Here is a 22,245-nt window from a genome sequence, read left to right as displayed (position 1 = left end):
GCGCGACTATTGACGATGTGGAGTGCGAGATTGCTCGGGAGGCGCTGTCCGCGCGCATGGACGGCGAGCACGAACCCGTCCCCGCGCGCCGCGTCGACGAGCACCTGACGTCCTGCCCCGAGTGCCGGCAGTGGCAGGACGAGATGAACAGCCAGATGCAGCTGCTGCGCGGACTGATCGCCTCGGACCGCACCCGGATCACCGCAGTGGCCGACACGGTCTCTCAACCTGCCCTTCCCGACAGCCCCGCCGGCATCGACTGGCTGCGCATCAGCCTGGCGACAGTGGGGTCCATCCAGATCGTGCTGGCCGTGCTCCAGGCGGCAGGCGTCAGCATCGGGGTGCACGTCGGGCACGCGATGGGCGGGCACGTGGTCAACGAGTCGACGGCCTGGTCCGTCGCGCTCGGCGTCGCCATGCTGGTGGCCGCCGCCCGGCCCGCCGCGGCCCTGGGCCTGGCCGTGGTCGGTGGGGTGTTCACGCTGGTACTCACCGGATATGTCGTCGTCGACGGACTGACCGGCGCGGTAGGTGCGGTACGCATGCTGAGCCATCTGCCGGCGCTGGCCGGTGTGGTGCTGACCGTGCTGGTCTGGCGCCGCCACACCCTCGAGCCGCCCCGGCCGGACCGGGACGCGGCACCCACGCTCGACGACATCACGCTGCCGGGCAATGCCTCCCGCGGCCGCCGGCGGGGCCACCTGTGGCCGACCGACGGCAACGCGGCTTAACCCAGCTAGACCATCACGGCGAACATGATCGCCATACCGGCCGCCGCCATGGCCTGACAGGCCACGGCGAACCACAGGCGGGCCGGGGCGTCCGGGCGCCGCTGGCGCACCGCGAAGTAGCGGATGGCCCACCACACCGCGGCGATCCCGAACAGCACGGTGACCACCCAGTTCATGCCGGTGACCCATTGCGCCGGGTGCCCGCAGCCGCCCATCGCGCCGGAATGCGACGCCGGCCCGGACATGTCCATGCCCGGCATGGACGGCATCGAGGACGTCGGCTGCGGCGCGTCGGCGGCTGTCCCCGCGCACTGTCCGGGCAGCAGCCGGCCGTCCATCACCGCGTACATCCACGCCATCGCCAGCATCATCACCGCGTGATAGCCGTCGGCGACCCGGTGGCCGGCGCGCGTCACCAGGACGACCGCGAACCAGCCCGCGGCCAGCAGGAAGAACACCATCGGCGGCCGGTTCGGCACACCCATGCCCGCCGGCCACGCCATGACCAGCATCGCCACGTCCATCAGCAGATGCAGCAGACGGCTGATCTGGTCGACCCAGGTTCGGTTCTCGCGCGCCGTGACCAGGGCGTAGACGCATTGGGCGGCGCTCAGCAGGAACAGGCCGGTGACGAGCAGCCGCAGCCAGATGTCCGCGATCACTTGGTCACCTGCTGACGCTGACGCCAACCGAGAGCCACATCGACCGCGACGAACAGGGCCAGGGTGAGGCCGAACAGCGGGGCGAAGTACCCGACGCCCGCAAGCACCACCACCAACAGCACCGCCTCGTACGGACGCAGCGCCGACAGCGCGCCGCGCCGCTGGCCGGTGGGCAGGGCGAACCCGGCACCGCGGGTAGGTCGCCGGCGCCACCACATGCGGTACCCGAGCAGGATCGCGACGATCAGCGCGACGGCGACCGCAATGAGCGCGATCTGGTTGACGAGGCCGAACAGGACGCCCATGTGCAGGTCGATGACCCAGTCGGTCATCTTGGCCATCAGCGGCCACTCGGCGAAGTCCAGCCGGGAGGTCACCTTGCTCGTGGCCGGGTCGACGACGATGGCGTCGTACTGCGTCGGCCAGTCCCTCTTGCGCTCGGCGACCTGCCAGCCCTGGCCCGTCGTCGTCGGCGGATACATCCACATCGGGGTCCGCAGATGCGCATCGTGCGCCACCTGCAGCGTCGCGTCGGCCCCGCGCAGTGCGGTTGCCTCATCGAGGGTCGCCCCGGCGGCCTGCCCCGGCAGTGCGGTGTCCACCGACGGGCTGGTCCAGCTCAGCTGCGTCCGCAGCGCCGCGACGTTCTCGCCGGCGAACCGGGACCACGTCATGCCCGACACCGCCAGCAGCGCCACCGCCGCGAGGATCCAGACCCCGAGCGTCCCGTGCCACGACAGCAGCCGGCGCCGCCCGGACGCCCGCACATCCGGGACGACCAACCGACGCGGCTCTCCCCGGTTGTGTCCGATCCACAGCAGCAGCCCGACGCCGGCGATCACCCACGACCAGCTGGCCGCCAGCTCGCTGTAGTTCCGCCCGAACGCCCCGAGGTGCAGGTTGCGGTGCAGTTCGTCGAACCAGGCCCGGACCGGCAACCACTGGCCGTAGGTGGTCAGGGCGCCGCGGACCGCGCCCGTGTACGGATCGACGAACACGGTGCGCGCGTAGTCGGCCGGGACGTCGTCCACCGCGAGCGTCACCTGCGTCGTCTCGTCCGGCGCGGCGGGCGGCCGGATGCTGGTGACGGTGCCTTCGGGATGCGCGCGGCGAACAGAGACGAGTTGTTCGGCCAGCGGCAATCGGTGCTCACCGACGTGGTCGACGGTGAGTTCGTGCCGGTACACCGCGCTGTCGATCTGCGGGATCACCGCGTACAGCAGCCCGGTGACAGCCGCGATGAGGATGAACGGCGCGACGAACAAGCCGGCGTAGAAGTGCAGCCGCAACAATGCCGGGCGAAAGCGCTTCCACACCGATGGATCGGTCGCGGCGGGGGCGTCCGATTCGGGCAGCTGGGTATGACTCACAACTGGTATTGGTCGGCCCGCAGCGCCAAGAGTTCCTGCGCCCGGAAAATTTCTACGACACCTGGTCGTAGACTGGGCCTGATCAGTTCTTCAGGTGGAAGGCCGGTATTTCGATGGGCTCGGACGAGGCGCCGACGCCGCGCCAGGCCGGCAGGTTCGCACTGCCGATGTTGGGTTATCTGGCCGCGGTGACCGCCCTGGTCACCTACGCGCTCATCTCGGGTGACCAGCGTTTCGTCGCGACGGGCGACAGCTTCCCCGGGACGCTCACCTCGGTGGCCGAGCCGGTCGGGTACTTCACCGCACTCTTCGCCGGCGCGATCTGTCTCGGCGGCCTGGCCTACGTCGTCACCACTGCGCGACCCGACGCCAAGGGCGTCATCGACCCACCTGCCTTCCGTGTCCACCTTGTGCTGGAACGGGTTTCGCTGGTCTGGCTGGTCGCCTCGGCGCTCATGGTGGTGGTGCAGGCGGCCACAGATGCGGGGGTGCCGGCTCTTCGGCTGGTGGAGAGCGGCCGGCTGGGCGAGGCCATCGGCGCATCCGAGATGTCCCGCGGCTGGATCGCCGCCACCCTGTGCGCCGCGCTGGTCGCGCTGACCCTGCGGTTCAGCTTGCGCTGGATCGCCATGGTCGTGCTGCTGCTGCCCAGCGTGATCGGCGTGCTGGCGCTGCCGGTCACCGGCAACGCGAGCGAAGGTCCTGACCACGACTACACAACCAGCGCGGTGATCGTGTTCGCGGTGGCGCTGGCGGTGCTGGCCGGCACCAAGATCGCCGCAGTCATCAGCCCGCCGGCCGCCGACCTCTACCGGCGCGTGCTGATCATCCAGGTTGCCTGCGGAACCGCGGCCCTGATCTACGGCGTGCTGCTGCTGGCCGAACAGCTCGGCCCCACCGGGCTGACGGGCAGCGGCTACGGGCGGTGGGCGATCGTCGCCGCGATCGCGCTGGCCGCGTCCTGGATCACCGATGCCGCGGCACTGCGCCGCGACAAGCCGTCCCGGTTGGCCAGTTGCCTGCCCGCGATCACGGCGCTCGCCGCGGTGGCCGCCATGGCAGTGCAGACGGCGCCGCGCCTGCTGCACCACAAGTACACGACCTGGGACGTCTTCCTCGGCTACGAGCTGCCCGACCCGCCGAATGTGGTTCGGCTGCTGACGGTCTGGCGGTTCGATACGTTCATCGGCATCGGTGCGATCGTGCTCGCGGGCGCCTATGCGTACGGGTATCTGAAGTTGCGGCGCCGCGGTGACGAGTGGCCGGTCGGCCGGTTGATCGCGTGGCTGATCGGCTGTGCGGTACTGCTTTTCACCAGCAGCTCGGGTGTGCGGGCCTACGGGTCGGCGATGTTCAGCGTGCACATGGGCGAGCACATGACCCTCAACATGTTCGTCCCCGTCCTCCTGGTGCTGGGCGGCCCGGTGACCCTGGCCCTGCGCGCCCTGCCCGCCGCCGGCGAAGGTGCCCCGCCCGGACCGCGCGAATGGATCCTGTGGCTCGTGCACTCGAAAGTGACGGCCGCCCTGTCGAATCCGATCGTGGCGTTCGTGCTGTTCGTCGCGTCGCTGTACGCGGTGTACTTCACCCCGATCTTCAGCACCCTGGTCCGCTACCACTGGGGCCACGAGTTGATGAGCGTGCACTTCCTGCTGGTCGGCTACCTCTTCTACTGGGGCATCATCGGCATCGACCCGGGGCCGAAGCGCCTGCCGTTCCTGGGCCGGCTCGGATTGTTGTTCGCGGTCATGCCTTTTCACGCGTTCTTCGGCATCGCGACCATGACCATGACCGCCACGATCGGCGGTTCGTTCTACCGCTTTGTCGGCCTGCCCTGGCTGTCCAGCATCGGCGCCGATCAGCACCTCGGCGGCGCCATCGCCTGGGGCTCGAGCGAGCTGCCGGTGATTCTGGTGGTCATCGCGCTGGTGGCACAGTGGGCGCGGCAGGATCGCCGCGCCGCCTCCCGCGCCGACCGGCACGCCGATGCTGACTACGGCGACGGCGACGACGACCTCGATGCCTACAACGCGATGCTCCGCGAGCTGGCCCGCCAGCGCGGCCAGCAGTAGTTCCCTCGGCTCAGCGGCCGAAGTTGCGCAGCCGCAAGCTGTTCGACACCACGAAGAACGATGAGAAGGCCATCGCCCCGCCCGCGATCAGCGGGTTGAGCAGGCCGGCGGCCGCCACCGGGATGGCGGCGATGTTGTAGCCGAAGGCCCACACCAGGTTCATCTGGATCGTGCGCATGGTTGCCTTGGCCAGGTCCAGGGCCTGCGGCACCGAATCCAGGCTGTCGCGGACCAGGATGATGTCCGCGGCACCGATCGCCACGTCCGTGCCGCGGCCGATCGCCAGACCCAGATCCGAGCAGGCCAGCGCCGGTCCGTCGTTGATGCCGTCACCCACCATCGCGACCATGCGGCCACGGTCGCGCAGCTGCTGGATGACGTCGACCTTGCCGTCCGGGAGCACGTCGGCGATGACGTCGTCGATGCCCACCGCGGCACCCACCGCTGCGGCGGCCGCGGGGTTGTCGCCGGTCAGCAGGATGGTCTTCAGCCCGCGTTCGTGCAGCGCGGCGATGGCACCGGCAGCCGAATCACGGACCGCGTCAGCAACCGCGACGGCACCGCACAGCTGGTCGTCGACGGCCACGAAAACCACCGTCTCCCCACGGGATTCGGCGCTGCGGCGCGCTTCGGCGAGGGCCAGCGGCACCGCGGCACGGCCGGCCGCCCAGGACGGCTTGCCGATCCGCACCTCGCGCTCCCCCACGGTGCCGACGACACCGCGGCCGGGGACAGCCTGAAAATCGGTGACTGCCTCGTGTTCCGGCGCGGCCGTGGTGATGGCCACCGCGACCGCATGCTCGGAAGCCGACTCCACCGCCGCGGCGAGGGCCAGCACCTCATCGGACTGCCAGCCGTCGGCAGCAGTGACCGCGGTGACGGCCAGGTGCCCGGTGGTCAGGGTGCCGGTCTTGTCGAAGACGACGGTGTCGACGGCCCGGATCGCCTCCAGCGACCGGTGCCCCTTGAGGAAGATGCCGAGTTGAGCGCCGCGTCCGGACGCCACCATCATCGCCGTCGGCGTGGCCAGACCCAGCGCGCACGGGCAGGCGATGACCAGGACCGCCAGCGCGGCGGCGAACACCTTGTCGGGACCCGCGCCGGCCAGGGCCCAGCCCAGCGCGGTCAGCGCGGCGATGCCGAAAACGCACGGCACGAACACCGAGGCGATGCGGTCTGCGAGGCGCTGCGACTCGGCCTTCTGCGCCTGCGCTTCCTCGACCAGCCGAACCATGCCGGCGAACTGCGTGTCGGCACCGACGGCGGCGGCCTCGACGATGAGTCGGCCATCGAGCACGATCGTGCCGCCGATGACGCTGCTGCCCGGGGTGGCCCGAACCGGCTTGGCCTCACCGGTCATCACACTGGTGTCGACCGCGGCCGAGCCTTCGACCACGAGTCCGTCGGCCGCGATCGTCTGACCGGGGCGCACCACGAACTTCTGCTGTTCGGCGAGTTCCTCTGCCGGGATGACCATCTCGGAGCCGTCGGACAGCAGGATCGTGACGTTCTTCGCGCTCAGCGCGGCGAGCGCCCGCAGCGCGCTGCCGGCCTTGGACTTGGCGCGCGCCTCGAAGTAGCGGCCCGCCAGTACGAACACCGTGACGCCCGCGGCGACCTCGAAGTAGATCGCGTCGCTGCCGGCCAGCGCCTGCCAGATGCCGGTGGTCGTGGTGGCGTGGTGTCCGACGAACATCGTGTACAGCGACCACACGGTCGCCGCGGTCACGCCGACCGAGATGAGCGTCTCCATGGAGACGGCCCGGTTGCGGGCGTTGCGCAGTGCCACGCGGTGGAAGGGCCAGGCCGCCCAGGTGACGACGGGCAGGGCCAGCGCGGTCAATATCCACTGCCAACCGGTGATCCGGGTGCTGGGGACGACGGCGAACATCACCGACAGGTCGGCCAGCGGGACGAACAGCACCGCGGCCACCAGCAGGCGGCGCAGCAGGTACCGGGCCTGCGACAGGTCCTCGTCGTCGCGCTCCCCGATGACCGCCCCCGACCGGGGCTCGGCATCGCAGCCGGCCTTGCGGACCGCGTCACACAGCTCGGTGTCGGCGATCTCGGGAAGTGCGTCGACCGTGGCGACGCGGGTACCGAAGTTCACGGTGGCGCGGACGCCCGGCATCTTGTTGAGGGTCCGCTCGACCCGCGCGGCGCAGGCGCCACACGACATGCCGGTCACGTCGAGCTGCACCCGACGCGCGGCCGCACTGTCGTCGGCGGTTGCGGCAGCGTCGACCGCGCTGCCAACCACTGTGCTGACCGAGCTGGCCGTCATCATCCTCCTATTGTCCCCGCGAAGCGGGAGCTACCCAAAACATTGGTCGGACGTGCCCGGCTGTGAGTTCCCGGCAACAGTCGCATATGGTCGGGCCGTGAACAGCCGCGGCGACGACGATGAAGTGACCCGCCTGGCTCTGGCTGCCGGTCGGGGCGATCGCGCCGCATTGGACCAGTTCATCAAGGCTACCCAGCGCGATGTCTGGCGCACCGTCGCCTATCTCGACGAGCCCGGCAACGCCGACGACCTGACGCAGGAGACCTACCTGCGGGCGCTCGGTTCGCTGCCCCGGTTCCGCGGCCGGTCGACCGCCCGCACCTGGCTGTTGTCGATCGCCCGCCGCGTCGTCGTGGACCACATCCGGCGCAAGCAGTGCCGTCCGCGCAGCAGCGCCGCCATCGAGCCCGAGACCGTCGTCGACATGCACCAGCCGACCGCCCGGTTCGAGGACATCGTCGAAATTCGCATGCTGCTCGACGGCGTGGACTCAGACCGCCGGGAAGCGCTGCTGCTGACCCAGGTGCTGGGCCTGTCTTACGCCGAGGCCGCCGAAATCTGTGGCTGCCCCGTCGGCACCATCCGTTCCCGGGTCGCCCGGGCCCGCGACGACCTGCTGAAGGCAGGGAATCAGGACCAGAGCGCGGGCTGAGCCGGCCGCGGAACCCGCGCCCCCACCCATCCGACCAACTCTGCGAGACTGTTCTGCAGACTGAACGGAGTTGGGCTTGTCCACCCGCCACACCATCGACCTCGAACACACCCTGAGCGCCATCGGGCGACGGGTGTTCGACGAGGTCTGGATCGGCCCTGCGCGCCGCTACCCCACCGCCGTCGCGGTCGTCGTACTCGCGGTGTCCGCCGGCATTTGCTGGTCCGAAACTCATCGGTGGGTACTGAAGGTCGTCGCCGTGCTCTTCACCCTGGCCGCGGTGGCATCGGCAACAGCGCTGTGGCGCAAACGGTTTCGCGCATGTTGCGCGGCGCTGTACCTGTCGGGCGTGGCCACTGCGGCGGGATTCGGTGCGGTCTGGTGGTGCCAGACGTCGCCGGCGCGCGTCGCCGTGTGGTGGCCGCTGGCCGGCTTCGTGGCAGCCGCGGTTCTCGCGGTCTGCTGGCTGGGTGTGGCACTGACACCGCTGGACCGGTCGCAACCCGACATGCGGGCCAAGGCCGCCGGGAACTGAAGACCGGTTTCATACGACTAATGACAGCGTGATCGCCGACTCCGCCTTGCGCTGGGCGCTGACCGCCGTGTTCGCGGTGGCGGCGCTGCTGTTCGCGGGCGCCGGACGGCGCGCACCCCAGCAGCGCGGGGTCGGGGCGATGCACGCGCTGGCGTCGGTGGGCATGATCGCCATGCTGTGGCCGGCCGGTATGCGGGTGTCACCGCTCCTGTACGTCCTGGTGTTCACCGCCGGTGCGCTGTATTTCGCCTACCTGGCACTGTTCGGGTTCGACCTGCCGCACCCCGTCTACCACTGCGCGATGATGGCCGCGATGGCGCTGATGGGCCTGCTCATGGCCCCGAACGCCGGGCTGCCGGTCGCAGTGGCCAGTGCGGAAGCTCAGGCCTCGGGTCCGCACAGCGCGCATCTCGGCCACGGCGCCATCGCGGTGACTCCCCCGGTCTGGCTCGTCGTGGTGTGCACCGCCCTCGCGGTCGCGTTCTGCGTCGCCGCATTGTGGTGGTTCTATCTGCTGGTACGCGGGCCGAAGCGCCCGTACGCCGACCTGCTCATGGCGCTCGGAATGAGCGCCACCTTCGCTGTCATGGCCGTCTAACCCTCGTATTGCCCCGAAAGGACAACATGCCCAAGCCTTTTCAGACCTTCGCCGCCGTCACTGCGACGGCCGCCTGCGCCGTCGCCCTGGCCGCCCCGGCTGCGGCCCACGTCAAGGTGACCGGCGACGCCACCCAGGGCGGCTGGGGCGTGCTGAACTTCCGCGTCCCGACCGAGTCGGACACCGCGTCCACCACCGCCCTGTTGGTCGTGCTGCCCGACGACCAGCCGATCATCTCGGTCAGCACCCAGCAGAAGGCGGGCTGGACAGCCACCCTCACCAAGAAGAAGCTGCCCACACCGCAGAAGGACGACGACGGCGTCGAGGTCACCGAGTACGTCTCGTCCGTCGAATGGAAGGCCACCGCACCGGATGCGGCCATCCCGCCGCATCAGTTCAACGTCTTCGCCATCTCGGCCGGCCCGCTGCCCAAGGTCAACACGCTGGCGCTGCCGGCGGTGCAGACCTACAGCGACGGCAAGGTCGTGAACTGGAACGAGAAGGCCAACCCGGGGCAGCCCGAGCCCGAGCACCCGGCGCCCGCCCTGCACCTGAAGCCCGCCGGCGGCGGCGACCACGACCGACCCGCGGCCGCTGCCCCCGCGTCCGCGGCACCGGCGTGGCCGGGTCTGACGGCGCTGGCCGTGTCGGTGGTCGCGCTGCTGCTGGGGATCGCTAACCTGGCGATGTCACGACGAAAGAATTGAGATCGGTCGCCGCGCTGCCGGTCGTCCTGCTCGCGACTCTGCTCGCGCTCCTGCTGCCGGCCCCCGTCGCGCACGCGCACGCCGTCCTGGTCTCCAGCGATCCCGTCGACGGCACCACCCTGCCGGCCGCGCCGAGCCGGGTCACCCTGACCTTCGACGAGCCGGTTCGACTGATTCCCGGTGCGGTACAGGTGATTTCGAACTCCGGTGTCCGGGTCGACCGGGCGGTGCGGCAGCAGTCGGGTAACACCGCCGTCGAGCTGGAGCTGCCGCCGGCCCTGCCGCGCGGCAGCTATACCGCCACCTGGCGGCTGATGTCGGCCGACGGCCACGAGGTGTCCGGCTCGGTGAGCTTCGGCGTGCAGCAGGCGCCGGACGCGTCGCCGGAGGCTCGTCCGGTCGTCTCGTCATCGACGGCGTCGGATGTCGCGCGCGGTCTCAAGTACACCGGCCTGGCGTTGTGCGTCGGCGTCCTCGCTGCGGCCCGGTTGGTGTGGGGGTGGGCACTCGCGCTGGGCCGGACCCGCATCCTGGCCGGCACGGGCTGGGTGCTGCTGGCCGCCGCGACCGTCATCGACACCGCCACCACCGGCACGGGGCTCTATGTCCAGGTGGCGCTGCTGGGTGTGGCGGGGATAACGCTGGTCGGCAACGCCCGGGTGGGGACGCCGCTCTTCGCCGTCGTCGCCGGGTGGCTCGCGGTCGGCGTCGCCGCCTCGGGGCACGCCGCGGCCGGGCCCGACCCGTGGCTGGCCACCGCCGTCACCACCATCCACCTACTGGCCATGGCGCTGTGGGTGGGCGGCCTGTGCGTCCTGACACTGGTCGTGCTGCCGGCTCGGCGCAGCGACGAACTACAGCGGTGGTCCCGGGTGGCGTTCGGCTGCGTCGCGGCGGTGCTGCTCACCGGCGAGTACCAGGCCTGGCGCCAGGTGTCGCCCATCGAATCGTTGTGGTCGACCGGCTACGGAATGGCCTTGTGCGCCAAGGTTTTCCTGGTGACACTGATGGCCGCTCTGGCGTATCTCGGCCGGCGCCGACTCACGCCGGAGCGGCTGCGCCGCACCGTGCCACTGGAAACCGCGCTCGCGGTGCTGGTGCTGGTGCTGACCACGGTGCTCACCGGCGAGCCACCGGCCCGCACCACCTACGGCCCGCCGCTCACCGCCACTGCCGCGTTGGATCAGGGCCGTCAGGCGCAGGTGCATCTCGACACCACCCGGCACGGCGCCATCCCGATCGATATCACTGTGCCCGGCGCGACCGCGATGCGCGGCACCCTGTCGAGTGCCGAGATCGCTTCACTGCCCGTGCGGTTCACCGCGGGTCCCGACGGCCGCTGGCACAGCACCTATGCAACCGCGCCGCGGCCCGGGCTGTGGACGCTGCAGCTGACGGTGCAGTTCGGCGCGAACGACGCCGCCGTCACCAGCGTGCCGTTCCGCGCTTGGTGAGTTACCGGGGCGCTGTCATCATTTCGGCGATCAGCCGATAGCGGTCCAGGTTGTGCCGCGCGTCGACCAGTGCGTCGTGCGAGTCGCGCGGCCGTGCCGGCATCCGCGGGCTGCCACAGTCCTCCCAGAACTGCCGCAGCTCGCGCGTGAAGCGCGGCATGGCCGGCGGCAGGTCGGCCATCGGCCCCCACAACTGGCACAGCACCACGTGGTCGTAGGCGCCGACCCAGGCCCACAGTTCGATCGGCTCGTCACCGTCGATGTTGAAGAAGTCCTCCAGGTCCGACCGGATCTGGCGCCGCGAGCGCCACACCTTCGACGACGGCGACGGCAGCTTCGGCAACACGTTCTTGCGCACCCAGGAACCCGCCCGGTCCGGGTCGAACTCCGAGGAGACGGCGTAATACTCGCGTCCGTCCTCGGCGGCCACACCGATCGAGATCAGCTCGATGGTGCGGCCGTCATCGATGAACTCGGTGTCGTAGAAGTACTTCATTCAGGCAACCTCGGTCGGGATTCGGTCCGGCGGCGCGGGTGCCGCATGGATCTCGCGGTCGAGCTGTTGGTCCACGGCCGCGTCGTCGGGAAACTTTGGCATACCCGCGATCGCATCCTGTAACCACAGCTTCGCCCGCACCACCGGCCGGCGCAGCCATCGCTCGCGTTCCAGCGCTTTGTGCATCTTCCGGGGCCGGCTCGTATACCGCCAACGGGCCCACGGCGCGTGCGGTCGAGACAGCCGGATTGCGCCGATGACCAGCAGCGGTGTGATGAACATCCCGATCAGGCCGGTCCACACCTTGCCCTTGAGCAGCACGATGACCGCCATCGCCAGGGTGACCAGGGCCAGCGCCACCACCACGATCCGGGCGGTCACGTCCTGGTCGTCGCGCCAGACCGTGATGTCGAAGAACGACAGCGGGTTGAATCCCAGGACCAGCAGTCCCGCCACCGCAACGGCGACGAACACCGCGTCCACCGACGTCCGGCCGTCCTCGGCCCAGTACACGTCGGACAGGTGCAGGATCAGTGCGAACTCGTCCAGGACCAGGGCCGCACCGATACCGAAAAAGATTGCCGCCACGGTGAATTCGGGGACGCCGCCGTCGACCGCCAGGGTCACCATCGTCACCCCGGACACCATCACCAGCACGATGCCGATCACCACGTGATGGATGTGGAGGCTGCCGTGGCCGATGTTGCGCGGCTGCCACCATTTGCGCGGCGCCGGGTTGTCGGCGTGGGCCCGGATATAACGGACCACGGTGCGGGTGATGAAAAACGTCAAGATGAACGCAATCAGGCACCACAACAACGGCAGCCGCCCACTGGACACGAACTCCGTAGGTAGGGGCGACCGCACGGTGAAGAAACTTACGCCCGTGTATGCGTGTCACTGCCCCGCAGGGCGCCGACGCGCCTGTCCCCCCGATAGGCTGTCCGGCGAGATGCGTATCAGACCCGGGTTGCGGCCCACCTTGGCCTGGCGGCTGTTGCAGTTGCTGGCCGCGTTGACGTTGGTATGGGGCGCCTGGCGGCTGCTGGGCCACACGCCGTACCGAATCGACATCGACGTGTACCGCATGGGCGGTCGTGCCTGGCTGAACAACACCCCGCTGTACAACGAGAGCACGATCTTCCACACCGAGGCGGGCATCGACCTGCCGTTCACCTACCCGCCGCTGGCCGCGATCATGTTCGCGCCGTTCGCCTGGCTCCCCTTGCCCGGGGCCAGCGTGGCCATCACGGTGACGACGTTCGTGTTGTTGCTGGTGTCCATCGTGATCGTGCTGACCAGGCTGGACGTCTGGCCGCAGTCGCAGCTCGGCGGCTCGGCGCTGGTCCGCCGCTGCTGGCTGGCCGCCGCCATCGTCGGACCGGCCGTGCTGTTCCTCGAACCGGTGCGGTCCAACTTCAACTTCGGTCAGATCAACGTCGTCCTGATGACGCTGGTGATCGCCGACTGCGTCCCCCGCCGCACGCCCTGGCCCCGCGGTGTCCTGCTCGGGGTGGCGATCGCCCTCAAGCTGACCCCGGCCGTGTTCCTGCTGTATTTCCTGCTGCGTCGCGATTTCCGCGCGCTGCTGACCACCGTGGCGTCGTCGGTCGCGGTGACGCTGTTCGCGTTCGCCCTGGCCTGGGGCGACTCGTGGGAGTACTGGACCAAGACAGTCCGCAACACCGACCGCATCGGCACCGCGACGCTGAACACCAACCAGAACATCTCGGGCACGCTGGCCCGGTTCGGGATGTCGGCGACGCCGCGGTTCGTGGTCTGGGTGGTGCTGTGCTTCGCGGTGCTGGCGCTGACGGTGTGGGCAGCACATCGGGTGCTGCGCGCGGGACAGCCGGTGCTGGCCCTGATGTGCGTGGCGATGTTCGGCCTGGTGGTGTCGCCGGTGTCGTGGTCGCACCACTGGGTGTGGGTCGTGCCGACCTTGGTGACCATCACGGTGCTCGCCTACCGGGAACGCAGCGCCGCCCTCGCGGCGGTCAGCGCCGTCGGGGTGTTCCTGCTGGTCTGTACCCCGATCCGGCTGCTGCCCGAGCACCACGAGGTGGACGCGACGCTGTGGCGCCAGGTGGTCGGCAGCTCCTACGTGTGGTGGGGACTGGCCGTCATCGCCGCGGCGGGCACCATCACCGGCCGCGGCACGCCGTCAGCCGCCGCCACCGAGCACGTCGCGCCGATCTCGGCGACGACCTAGCTCAGCCCGCTTTGACCGCCGCCGCCGGCGGCGTCTTGCCGTCTTTGACGTCGGCCGCGTAGAGGTCGACGTACTCCTGGCCGGACAAGCGCATCAGCTCGTACATGACCTCGTCGATCACGGCACGCTCGATGAACCGGTTACCGGCCAGGCCCTCGAAGCGGCGGAAGTCCATCGGCTTGCCGAACTTCACCTCGACGCGGGCGAAATGCCACATCTTGCTGCCCGGCGGGTTCACCACGTCGGTGTTGATCATCGCGACGGGAATGACCGGGATGCCGGTCTCCAGCGCGATGCGGGCCAGGCCGGTCTTGCCCTTGTACAGCTTGCCGTCGGGAGAACGAGTGCCCTCGGGGTACATGCCGAGCAGCTTGCCCTTGTCCAGGATCTTGGCCGCGGCGGTCAACGCATCGGCCGCAGAGTCGGCATTGGTGCGGTCGATCGGCACCTGACCGGTCGACGAATAGAAGAACTTGATCAGCTTGCCCTTGATCCCGGTACCGGTGAAGTACTCGGCCTTGGCCAGGAAGAAGATCCGGCGGCGCAGCACCAGCGGCAGGTAGAAACTGTCGACGACAGCCAGGTGATTACTGGCCAGCAGCACAGGGCCGTGATCGGGGACGTATTCGAGCCCCGTGACTTTCGGACGGCCCAGCAGACGCAGCAACGGGCCCATCAAGATGTACTTGTACAACCAGAAGAACATCGAACCTCCCGCTGAAGGCGCCCGGACGGTGCCCTGCGACAACCTTACTCGCGACTGTCGGCCGGACCACAGCCCGCGGCGGACTGGTTATTCCTCTACAGAGACCGGGATGGACTGGTAACGACCCGGTTCTGTAGGACTCGTCGGCGGCTCGTCGGCCTGACGGTGTTTGCCACCCGGACCGGACGGATCCGTCGGCGGCTCCGGGTGCGGGCCGGCGGGCCCCTGGTCGGCGAGCGCGGCGCGCACCGCGTCCAGAAAAGTGGTGCTGTGTTGGGCGATTGCCGTCAGCATCGGATGCTGTTCGTCGTTGGCCAACGCGACCAGTGCGCACACCGGGCACCACACCTGATTGCAGTCACTGGGATTCTCACCGTCGGCGAGCATCGCCACGGACAGCCGCACCACGGGGTCGATCTTGTCGATGAGGGCCTGGGCCAGCAGTCGCAGGTCCATCGGTAGGTCGCCGAGGGATTCAGCCCCGAAATTGGTGTGCGTCACTTGGGCCACACCTCCGGGTCAGGGCGAAAACGGACAGTCAGTTCGCAGCCGCGCAATGACGCGCCGGTCACGATGCAACGGCGCAGGACAGATGCCAACGGGACCCGGCGCCGGGTACCACCCGAGCCGATGATGAGGTCATCGTCGACGCGGCCCAGAGTCAGCGACTCCGGGTCGATTTGCGGCAATTCTATCCGTAGCCGGTAGACAGCGGCCAATCCTGAGCCCGATTCGCGGTCGACGATGGGGCGCGGCGGGGCGGGCGGCGGGGCGCCGTGCCGCAGCCCCGACGCCTCCAGCAACTCCCCCAGCGCCTTCGGCCCGATCGGCTCGCCGGCCAGGTGCGGCACCAGAACCAGACGCACATCGCCGACGGCGGCATCCAGGTCGCTGAGCATGCTGCGCTGCTCGGCGATGCGCTCGGCGTACCAGTCGAAGGCGGGGTGCGCGGGCAGGTTCACATACTCGTACGAATCGTCTTGGATCAGAACCTGATTCACGATCAGCTCGGACACGTGCACACCCATCAAGGTGAGCGACGCCAGCGTCCGCACCGCCTCTGCCACCACCACCCGTTCCGGGGTGAGCACCAGGTGCGCGGTGACGTCGGGCTGGTCCAGCAGCTCGCCCAGCGCCTCGGTGGCGCCGGCGAGGCGCTCGACGAGGGTCACCATGGCGATCGTCTTGGCATCGGCCAGGCCGACCGACAGCCGCCGGTGCCGCGGCCAGGCCTTCTCCAGGTAGAGGGCGAACGCCGCGGGCAGTGTCAGCATCCGCATGGCGTCGGCGGTCGAGGCGCAGTCGACGATCACGTGGTCCCAGTTGCCCGAGGCCGCCAGCTCCGCGACCTCGTGCAGCCCCAGCACCTCCTGAATCCCCGGCAGTGCCGAAAGTTCCTCCGGTGCAACGTCTCCCACATCGGACTCCGGGAACCGGGCGACCAGTACCGCGGCCACCTCGCGCCACCGGGCCTCCAGCAGCGCCAGGGTGTCCAGCGCCAGGGCATCGAGCATGACGCCGGCGCCGTCGTCGACGGGCACCTGCGTGGGTACCCGCAATCCGGTCGGCTGGACGTCGGCGCCGAGCACGTCGCCCGTCGAGTGGGCCTGGTCCGTCGACACGATCAGCACCCGCTGCCCGGCCCGGGCATCACGCACCGCGGTGGCCGTGGCCACCGTCGACTTGCCTACTCCACCCTTACCGACGAACAGACTGATCCGGGCGCGCCCAGCAGGGTCCGTGTCAATCAGACTCGACTCGCTTCTTCAGGTCCTTGAGCGCCGTGTCGGTCAGGCGGCGCTCTGCCTTGCGTTTGAGCAATCCGATCATCGGGATGATCAGGTCGACCGACAGTTCGTAGGTCACGTCGGTGCCAGAACCCTTGGGCGACAAGCGGTATGTGCCTTCCAGGGCCTTCAGCAGCGAGCTGGACACCAGGGACCAGCTCACCGACCGGCGGTCGGCGGGCCATTGGTAGGTGAACACCATGGTGTCCTTGAGCACCGTGGCGTCGAGGACCATCCGGGCCGTCTTCGGGTAACCGTCGGCGTAGACGTCCAGCACCTCGGTCTCCGGGTACTCGGCGACCCAGTCCGGATATGAGCCGATATCGGCGATGACGTCCATCACGGTCGCCGGGTCGGCGTCGATGTAGATGGTCTGCGCAGTCTTGTCCGCCACGTGTCCACTTCCCCGAGTTAACGATGCCGGCGCAGGCTGTCCGACGCCCGTCTGCCGAGCTCTCAATGTACCGCCAGCGCCCAGCCCTGGTCGGGTGATGCGGGCCTCAGGCCAACCGGGACACGCCCACCGGGCGGGTCCGCTCGAGGTCGGTCTTGATCTCGAAAGCCATGTTTTTCCCGGCCACCCGACGACGATGGTTGAGCTCCGCCAGGTTCAGCTCGGCCAGCGCGGCGCCGGACACGCCCGTCGGCTCGGCATGCAGGAAGTAATGCAGCACGACACCGTCCATGACGGTTTCCAGCCAGACCTCCATGGTCCCGGTCAGCGCGCCGGTGACGGTCCACCGGTGCCCCGCCGGACCGCGGTCTTCGACGACCGTCAGCTTCAGGTCCGGCCACCATCGCCGCCAGCTGCTCGGGTTCGCCACGGCGGCACCGACAGCGGCTGGGTCGGCACACACGAAGGTCTCGTCGGCGATCTGGATGCTGTTCATCCCCACCAGCTTCACATACGCCCCCACAGTGTGATGAAGCACCCGACTACGCTGAGCACGGCATTGCTGTCGGTGCACTGCCACGACCCGAAAGGCCACACCGTGCGTGAGTTCAGCGTTCCGGCATCGTTCACCATCGGCGAGTACGACAACGTCGTCGCCCCGGTGTACTCCCTCGAGCGCGGCGACCCCAACCACGTAGCCATCCAACGCCTGGTCGGCGACACCTGGACCGACGTGACCAGCGCAGAAGTCGCGGCCCAGGTTCGGGCCACCGCCCTCGGCCTGATCGCCAAGGGCGTCAAGCCCGGTGACCGGGTGGTGCTGCTGTCGGCGACCCGCTACGAGTGGCCGATCATCGACTTCGCGATCCTGTCGATCGGCGCGGTGACGGTGCCCATCTACGAGACCTCCGCCGCCGATCAGATCCGGCATGTGCTGGCCGACTCCGGCGCCGTCCTGGCTTTCGCTGAGGCCGACGCCCACGCCGCCAAGATCGAGTCGATCCGGGCCGAGGTGCCCGCGCTCGGTGAGGTACTGGTGATCGACGGCGGTGCCCTCGACCAGCTGGCCGCCGCCGGCGCCGCGGTGGACAGTGCCGAGCTGGACACCCGCCTGGCCGCGATCAAGTCGAGCGACCCGGCCACCCTGATCTACACCTCGGGCACCACCGGCCGCCCCAAGGGCTGCCAGCTGACCCACGCCAACCTGCTTTCGGAGCTGCGCGGCGTCAAGGCCTGCTTCCCCGACCTGCTGGCCAAGGGCCAGAAGCTGCTGGTGTTCCTGCCGCTGGCGCACGTGCTCGCCCGCGCGGTCGCGGTGGCCGGCTTCAGCAACCAGGTGACGCTCGGCTTCACCAGCGACATCAAGAACCTGGTGCCGATCCTCGGGGTCTTCAAGCCGACGCTGGTGGTGTCGGTGCCGCGCGTGTTCGAGAAGGTCTACAACACCGCCGAGCAGAACGCCCGCAACGACGGCAAGGGCAAGATCTTCCAGATCGCCGCCGACACGGCCATCGAGTGGAGCAGGGCGCAGGACACCGGCGGGGCCGGCCTGCTGCTCAACCTCAAGCACACGGTGTTCGACAAGCTGGTGTACGGCAAGCTCAAGGCCGCCCTCGGCGGCAACTGCGTCGGCGCCATCTCCGGCGGCGCCCCGCTCGGCGCCCGCCTCGGCCACTTCTACCGCGGCGTCGGCGTCACCATCTACGAGGGCTACGGCCTGACCGAGACCAGCGCCGCCATCACCGTCAACCGGATCAACGAGTTGAAGGTCGGCACCGTCGGCAAGCTGGTGCCCGGCAACAACATGCGCATCGCCGAAGACGGCGAGCTGCTGCTCTCCGGCGGCGTGGTGTTCAGCGGCTACTGGAAGAACCCGACCGCCACCGGCGAGGCCTTCACCGACGAGTGGTTCCACACCGGTGACCTCGGCGCCATCGACGACGACGGCTACCTGTCGATCGTCGGGCGCAAGAAGGAGATCATCGTGACCGCCGGCGGCAAGAACGTCGCCCCGGCCCCGCTGGAAGACGTGATGCGCGCGCACCCGTTGATCAGCCAGGCCATGTGCGTGGGCGATCAGGAGCCGTTCATCGCCGCGCTGATCACCATCGATCCCGAGGCATTCGAGGGCTGGAAGCAGCGCAACGGTAAGGACGCCGGCGCTTCGGTGGGTGACCTGGCCGCGGACCCGGCCCTGGTCGCCGAGATCCAGAAGGCCGTCGACGACGCCAACCAGACGGTGTCCAAGGCCGAGGCCATCCGGAAGTTCCAGATTCTGCCCGTCGACTTCACCGAGGACACCGGCGAACTGACGCCGACGCTCAAGGTCAAGCGCAAGGTGGTCGCCGAGAAGTTCGCCGCCGAGATCGCGGCGCTCTACAGCTGAGCGGTCAGAGCAGCTCGGCGAGCCGCTCGCCCTTGAGCTTCCACTGCCAGTTGTCGACGACGAACTGACGGCCGGCGGCGCCCATCGCGGCGCCCCGGTCGGGGTCGGCCAGGATGTCACCGATGGCTGCCGCAATGGCGGCGACGTCGCGACCGTCGACCACGTGGCCGGTCTTTCCTTCCACGACGGTTTCCGGTGCGCCGCCGGAATCGCCGGCGACCACCGGCACGCCGCACGCGGAGGCCTCGAGGAAGACGATGCCGAGCCCTTCGACATCGAGGCCGCTCCCCCGGGTGCGGCACGGCATGGCGAAGACGTCGGCCATCGCATGGTGGGCCGGTAGCTCGTCACCGGGCACCCCGCCGGTGAACACGACATGGTCGGTGACGTCGTAGCGCTGCGCCAGCTTCTGCAGATCGTCGCGGTACGGCCCATTGCCGACGATCACCAGCGCGGCACCGTCGATCCGTTCCCGGATGGCGGGCAGCGCCCGGATCAGCATGTCCTGGCCTTTGCGTGGGACCAGGCGCGACAGGCAGACGATCACCGGCCGCTGCCCCAGCCCATACCGGGCCCGCAGCTCCGCGCGGGCCACCTCGTCGGGGACGAAGCGGTCCACGTCGACCCCGGGCGACAGGTATTCCAGCGCGGCTTCGGGCCCGAACGCCGCGGCGAACCGGTTGCGCGTGTAGTGGCTCACGAACGTCACCACGTCCGTGTTGTTTCCGATGTGGCGCAACGCGTTTCGCGCGACGGGCAGCATCGACCAACCCACCTCGTGGCCGTGCGTGCTGGCGACAATCCGGGTCGCCCCGGCGTCGCGGGCCAGCGGCGCCAACAGCGCCAGCGGCGCGGCCGCGCCGAACCACACGGTGTCGATGTCGTGCTCGGCGATCAGCTTGCGCATCCGTAGCGCGACGGTCGGTTCGGGCACCATCAGCGTCGTCGGGTGGCGGACCACCTGATATCCGGCGGCCGCGGCAGCCTTGTCGTATTCCGGCGCACCCTTCCATTTCGGGGCGTACACCGTCAGCTCGTGCGACCCGCGGCCGAGCAATTCGCCGACGAGGCTCTCCAGATACGACTGGATGCCGCCACGGCGGGGCGGGAAGTCGTTGGTCAGCAGCAGCACCCGGGATGTCCGGGGCGAGCTGGGCGACGGGGAAGACATCGCGGTCAGGCTATCGCGTCAGCCCTGGGCCGCGAGCCACCGCTGCCACGCAGCGGTCAACGCGTCGCGATCCATGCCGAGGGTGGCGGCCAGCGCGGCATCGAGGTCGGGATGATCGACGCCGCACGCGGCCAGATACAGCCGGCGCAGGACCGGATCGCCGAACTGCCCGCCGACGAACCGGGCGAACCACCAGGCGCGGTCATAGGCCAGCGACAGCGCCGGCCCGGTGACCTGGAAGTCGGCGTTGCCGGGCAGCACCGCCATGTCGGCGGGCGCGGGGCGTGGGGTGCGCGGGCGGCTGACGTAGTCGGCGACGCCCTCGGTCAGGCACCAGGGCGCATCGGCGGCCGTGACGGCCCGGGAGGCATAGTGGAAAAGCTCGTGGCGCAACACGATTCGCAGCGCGCCGGGCCCCATCTTGGCGGCGCCGGGGGCGAACACGATGCGGTCGACGGTGGTGGCCGCGGCAAACTCCTGACGCCCGGCGGCCAGTGCCTGGAATTCCTCGTCGGTGCCGGTGGTCACGATGGTGATCTGACGGCGCCAGTCATCGCCCCAGAATTCGGTGACTGCGGCGACCGCGCCGTCGAGTTCGGCGGTGATGCGGCCCGGCAGGGTCGAGCCGGGGTCCAGGACCAGGAGTTCGACGGTGCGGCCGTCAGCCAGCCGGATGGTCGTCGGGGCCGGCGACGAAGACGGCGGTGGCGGCGGTGTTGGCCCGGGCTGCGACGGGGCGGCCTCGTTCGCACGACCGCGGCTCAGTATCGCGACGGCCACCGCCGCCTCAGCGGCGAGCAGGCCGAGGACAGCCCGTCGTGGCAGACGTCGGGACAGGCTCAGTAGCGACGCACGTTGTAGATCGGTGCGTTGTCGACCGGCGCCACTCGCACGGGCACACCGAACGTCGACGCGTGGACCATCATCCCGTCGCCGATGTAGATGCCCACGTGCGAGGCGTCGGAGTAGTAGGTCACGACGTCACCGGGCTGCATCTGGTCGCGCGACACCGCCTGGCCTCCGGCCGCCTGCGCATAGCTCGAGTGCGGCAGCGAGATGCCGGCCTGCTGGAAGGCCCACATCACCAGGCCCGAGCAGTCGAACGCGCCAGGGCCGGCCGCACCCCAGGAGTAGGGATCGCCGATGCGGGTCAGCGCGGCCTGCACCGCGATGGCGCCGGCAGCGGTACCGCCGGCGACGTCGGGCACTACGGGAGCGCCCTCGACCGGCGGGGTCGGGCCTGCAGCGTTGATGGCGGGATCGTCACCCGGAGCCGGCGGCAGGGCGTCCGGAGCGGGTACCGGCGGGGCGGCCGGGGCCGGCGGCAGGGCCGCCAATGCCTCGCGCTGACTCGGCGTCAGCGCGGTGTAGCGGGACTTGACGATGGCGATCTGCACCTGCAGCTTGCTTTGCTTGGACTGCAGATCAGCACGTACCGCGGCGGCTTGCTCGGCGGCAGTCTTGGACTCGGCGGCGAGCCTGGCCGAGTCGGCCTCGGCCTTGGTAGCGGCATCGGAGGCACTGTGGAAGTTGGCCATTTGCGCGGCCATCTCACTGGCCATCACGCGCTGGACGGAGAGCTGGTCGATCAGGCCCTGCGGGGAATCCGCGGTCAGGATGGCGTCGATGCCGTCGGTCCGGCCGCCCATGTACTGCGCTGCAGCAATCTTGTCGACAGACGTCTGATAGGTAGCCAGGTCGGCCTGAGCGACGTCCGCGGCTGCGGCGGCGGCCTCGTGCTTGGTGTCGGCGGCCTTCGCGGCGGCCAGCTTCTTGTTCAGATCGAGCTGCGCGGCGTGCATGGCCTCGGTGGTCTGCTCTGCCTGGCGCGAGAGCTCATTGAGCTTTGCTACGGCGTCGTCCGCCGGATCGGCCTGGACGTTGCCCGCAAATACGCTACCAAGTATGGTGAGCCCCGCGATCGCACCGGCTACTGGTCGTTTAAGACCGCATATGGTGCGGTGTGTGCGGTGGAGACTCAAGATTTCGCGTCCTTACAACTGCGGGTTCGAGCCGCTTCGAACTCAG

22 protein-coding genes are annotated in these 22,245 nt (G+C 69.5%); 9 read left to right on the top strand and 13 right to left on the bottom strand.

What is annotated here, in order from left to right; translation table 11 throughout:
- The first annotated feature begins 17 nt into the window (after positions 1–17).
- Positions 18–731 (top strand): zf-HC2 domain-containing protein, encoded by a 714-nt coding sequence (locus A7G45_RS25915; protein WP_260941224.1) that lies wholly within the window; start codon positions 18–20, stop codon positions 729–731.
- A 5-nt stretch (positions 732–736) separates the two neighbouring features.
- On the opposite strand, the gene A7G45_RS25910 is transcribed toward A7G45_RS25915, so the two are convergent.
- The gene (locus tag A7G45_RS25910) at positions 737–1,393 is read right to left on the bottom strand and encodes a DUF5134 domain-containing protein (protein ID WP_260941222.1); all 657 of its coding nucleotides are present in this window, start codon (positions 1,391–1,393) and stop codon (positions 737–739) included.
- Positions 1,390–2,763 carry a PepSY-associated TM helix domain-containing protein gene (locus A7G45_RS25905; protein WP_260941220.1) on the bottom strand — a complete coding sequence of 458 codons (1,374 nt, stop codon included), beginning with the start codon at positions 2,761–2,763 and terminating at the stop codon, positions 1,390–1,392. Before A7G45_RS25905 ends, A7G45_RS25910 begins: the two co-directional genes overlap by 4 nt.
- Before the next feature lie 113 nt (positions 2,764–2,876).
- Between A7G45_RS25905 and A7G45_RS25900 the strand changes: the two genes are divergently transcribed.
- Positions 2,877–4,835: a cytochrome c oxidase assembly protein gene (locus tag A7G45_RS25900; RefSeq protein ID WP_260941218.1), complete on the top strand. Its 1,959-nt coding sequence runs from the start codon at positions 2,877–2,879 to the stop codon at positions 4,833–4,835.
- A gap of 10 nt (positions 4,836–4,845) precedes the next feature.
- Here the strand turns inward: A7G45_RS25900 and A7G45_RS25895 are convergent, their stop codons facing one another.
- Positions 4,846–7,014 (bottom strand): heavy metal translocating P-type ATPase, encoded by a 2,169-nt coding sequence (locus A7G45_RS25895; RefSeq protein ID WP_377042132.1) that lies wholly within the window; start codon positions 7,012–7,014, stop codon positions 4,846–4,848.
- A 202-nt stretch (positions 7,015–7,216) separates the two neighbouring features.
- Here A7G45_RS25895 and sigC point away from each other — a divergent pair, with 202 nt between their 5' ends.
- The 5 genes from sigC to A7G45_RS25870 all read left to right on the top strand — a co-directional run bounded on the left by sigC (position 7,217) and on the right by A7G45_RS25870 (position 11,065).
- A complete protein-coding gene (sigC, locus tag A7G45_RS25890) occupies positions 7,217–7,771 on the top strand; it encodes an RNA polymerase sigma factor SigC (RefSeq protein ID WP_043403239.1) in 555 nt (184 codons plus the stop codon).
- 76 nt (positions 7,772–7,847) lie between these two features.
- Complete coding sequence (locus A7G45_RS25885; RefSeq protein WP_260941214.1) at positions 7,848–8,306, top strand: hypothetical protein; 459 nt, start codon at positions 7,848–7,850, stop codon at positions 8,304–8,306.
- A 28-nt stretch (positions 8,307–8,334) separates the two neighbouring features.
- Positions 8,335–8,904 (top strand): DUF5134 domain-containing protein, encoded by a 570-nt coding sequence (locus A7G45_RS25880; RefSeq protein ID WP_260941212.1) that lies wholly within the window; start codon positions 8,335–8,337, stop codon positions 8,902–8,904.
- 26 nt (positions 8,905–8,930) lie between these two features.
- The gene (locus tag A7G45_RS25875) at positions 8,931–9,611 is read left to right on the top strand and encodes a YcnI family protein (protein ID WP_260941209.1); all 681 of its coding nucleotides are present in this window, start codon (positions 8,931–8,933) and stop codon (positions 9,609–9,611) included.
- Positions 9,608–11,065: a copper resistance CopC/CopD family protein gene (locus tag A7G45_RS25870; RefSeq protein WP_260941207.1), complete on the top strand. Its 1,458-nt coding sequence runs from the start codon at positions 9,608–9,610 to the stop codon at positions 11,063–11,065. Before A7G45_RS25875 ends, A7G45_RS25870 begins: the two co-directional genes overlap by 4 nt.
- Position 11,066: 1 nt before the next feature.
- Here A7G45_RS25870 and A7G45_RS25865 read toward each other — a convergent pair whose 3' ends face one another.
- Together A7G45_RS25865 and A7G45_RS25860 are read right to left on the bottom strand one after the other, a co-directional pair.
- Positions 11,067–11,561: a polyadenylate-specific 3'-exoribonuclease AS gene (locus tag A7G45_RS25865; protein WP_043403249.1), complete on the bottom strand. Its 495-nt coding sequence runs from the start codon at positions 11,559–11,561 to the stop codon at positions 11,067–11,069.
- Positions 11,562–12,401 (bottom strand): hypothetical protein, encoded by an 840-nt coding sequence (locus A7G45_RS25860; protein WP_260941205.1) that lies wholly within the window; start codon positions 12,399–12,401, stop codon positions 11,562–11,564.
- Between the two features lie 112 nt (positions 12,402–12,513).
- On the opposite strand from A7G45_RS25860, the gene A7G45_RS25855 reads away from it, so the two are divergent.
- Entirely contained in the window at positions 12,514–13,773 is a 1,260-nt protein-coding gene (locus A7G45_RS25855) for a glycosyltransferase family 87 protein (protein WP_260941203.1), read from the top strand.
- Position 13,774: 1 nt separating this feature from the next.
- On the opposite strand, the gene A7G45_RS25850 is transcribed toward A7G45_RS25855, so the two are convergent.
- The 5 genes from A7G45_RS25850 to A7G45_RS25830 all read right to left on the bottom strand — a co-directional run bounded on the left by A7G45_RS25850 (position 13,775) and on the right by A7G45_RS25830 (position 17,156).
- On the bottom strand, positions 13,775–14,479 hold the full coding sequence (locus tag A7G45_RS25850) for a lysophospholipid acyltransferase family protein (RefSeq protein ID WP_260941202.1): 705 nt from the start codon (positions 14,477–14,479) through the stop codon (positions 13,775–13,777).
- Positions 14,480–14,566: 87 nt separating this feature from the next.
- Complete coding sequence (locus A7G45_RS25845; protein ID WP_260941200.1) at positions 14,567–14,980, bottom strand: hypothetical protein; 414 nt, start codon at positions 14,978–14,980, stop codon at positions 14,567–14,569.
- Positions 14,977–16,227 carry an ArsA family ATPase gene (locus A7G45_RS25840; protein WP_377042131.1) on the bottom strand — a complete coding sequence of 417 codons (1,251 nt, stop codon included), beginning with the start codon at positions 16,225–16,227 and terminating at the stop codon, positions 14,977–14,979. The genes A7G45_RS25845 and A7G45_RS25840 overlap by 4 nt, the downstream gene beginning before the upstream one ends.
- Complete coding sequence (locus tag A7G45_RS25835; protein ID WP_260941199.1) at positions 16,223–16,660, bottom strand: SRPBCC family protein; 438 nt, start codon at positions 16,658–16,660, stop codon at positions 16,223–16,225. The genes A7G45_RS25840 and A7G45_RS25835 overlap by 5 nt, the downstream gene beginning before the upstream one ends.
- A gap of 106 nt (positions 16,661–16,766) precedes the next feature.
- The gene (locus A7G45_RS25830; RefSeq protein WP_043987109.1) at positions 16,767–17,156 is read right to left on the bottom strand and encodes a polyketide cyclase / dehydrase and lipid transport; all 390 of its coding nucleotides are present in this window, start codon (positions 17,154–17,156) and stop codon (positions 16,767–16,769) included.
- Positions 17,157–17,258: 102 nt separating this feature from the next.
- Here A7G45_RS25830 and A7G45_RS25825 point away from each other — a divergent pair, with 102 nt between their 5' ends.
- Positions 17,259–19,046, top strand: a complete 1,788-nt coding sequence (locus A7G45_RS25825; protein WP_260941532.1) for an AMP-dependent synthetase/ligase — start codon at positions 17,259–17,261, stop codon at positions 19,044–19,046.
- A 4-nt stretch (positions 19,047–19,050) separates the two neighbouring features.
- On the opposite strand, the gene A7G45_RS25820 is transcribed toward A7G45_RS25825, so the two are convergent.
- From A7G45_RS25820 to ripC, 3 genes are read right to left on the bottom strand one after another with little or no spacing between them, the layout of a single operon-like run.
- The gene (locus tag A7G45_RS25820) at positions 19,051–20,217 is read right to left on the bottom strand and encodes a glycosyltransferase family 4 protein (RefSeq protein WP_260941198.1); all 1,167 of its coding nucleotides are present in this window, start codon (positions 20,215–20,217) and stop codon (positions 19,051–19,053) included.
- Positions 20,218–20,235: 18 nt separating this feature from the next.
- Positions 20,236–20,997 (bottom strand): peptidase, encoded by a 762-nt coding sequence (locus A7G45_RS25815; protein ID WP_260941197.1) that lies wholly within the window; start codon positions 20,995–20,997, stop codon positions 20,236–20,238.
- Between the two features lie 59 nt (positions 20,998–21,056).
- Positions 21,057–22,199: a peptidoglycan hydrolase RipC gene (gene ripC, locus A7G45_RS25810; RefSeq protein WP_043987106.1), complete on the bottom strand. Its 1,143-nt coding sequence runs from the start codon at positions 22,197–22,199 to the stop codon at positions 21,057–21,059.
- Positions 22,200–22,245 lie beyond the last annotated feature (46 nt).

It is taken from the genome of Mycolicibacterium llatzerense, assembly GCF_025331195.1.
GTDB lineage: Bacteria > Actinomycetota > Actinomycetes > Mycobacteriales > Mycobacteriaceae > Mycobacterium > Mycobacterium llatzerense.
The sequence above is the reverse complement of the archived record's forward strand: the minus strand, read 5'-3'. Positions and strand labels throughout refer to the sequence as shown.

Bases quoted from the DNA above. Each gene is read 5' to 3' on its own strand.
- A7G45_RS25820 (WP_260941198.1), bottom strand. From the start codon at position 20,217: ATGTCTTCCCCGTCGCCCAGCTCGCCCCGGACATCCCGGGTGCTGCTG.
- A7G45_RS25865 (WP_043403249.1), bottom strand. From the start codon at position 11,561: ATGAAGTACTTCTACGACACCGAGTTCATCGATGACGGCCGCACCATC.
- A7G45_RS25855 (WP_260941203.1), top strand. From the start codon at position 12,514: ATGCGTATCAGACCCGGGTTGCGGCCCACCTTGGCCTGGCGGCTGTTG.
- A7G45_RS25895 (WP_377042132.1), bottom strand. From the start codon at position 7,014: ATGTCGTGTGGCGCCTGCGCCGCGCGGGTCGAGCGGACCCTCAACAAG.
- A7G45_RS25830 (WP_043987109.1), bottom strand. From the start codon at position 17,156: ATGAACAGCATCCAGATCGCCGACGAGACCTTCGTGTGTGCCGACCCA.
- A7G45_RS25850 (WP_260941202.1), bottom strand. From the start codon at position 14,479: ATGTTCTTCTGGTTGTACAAGTACATCTTGATGGGCCCGTTGCTGCGT.
- A7G45_RS25875 (WP_260941209.1), top strand. From the start codon at position 8,931: ATGCCCAAGCCTTTTCAGACCTTCGCCGCCGTCACTGCGACGGCCGCC.
- A7G45_RS25900 (WP_260941218.1), top strand. From the start codon at position 2,877: ATGGGCTCGGACGAGGCGCCGACGCCGCGCCAGGCCGGCAGGTTCGCA.